Here is a 246-nt window from a genome sequence, read left to right as displayed (position 1 = left end):
GGGGGATCACGGTTGCGTTAGAATACATCGCTATAGGCATGCTCATGCAACGCTGGTTTGCGGATATTCCCATCCATTATTGGGTCATTTCATGCATTGCGTTGGTTTTTTTATTGAACTTTTTTTCGGTTAAAATTTTTGCCGAGGGCGAGTTTTTCTTTAGCCTGATTAAGGTTTTAGCGGTTCTTGGTGGCGCAACGATCAAAGCCCTTTGACCTTTCCCCACAGGGCTGGATAAATCCATCA

At 44.3% G+C, this 246-nt stretch carries 1 pseudogene; it reads left to right on the top strand.

Going from position 1 to position 246, the window contains the following annotated elements:
* Positions 1 to 212, top strand: a pseudogene (locus BZK24_RS08710) (amino acid permease); the annotation flags it as partial.
* Between the last annotated feature and the right edge of the window lie 34 nt (positions 213 to 246).

The sequence above is a fragment of the Helicobacter pylori genome, from assembly GCF_001998165.1.
Classification (GTDB): domain Bacteria; phylum Campylobacterota; class Campylobacteria; order Campylobacterales; family Helicobacteraceae; genus Helicobacter; species Helicobacter pylori_DL.
This window is presented reverse-complemented; position numbering and strand designations above follow the sequence as displayed.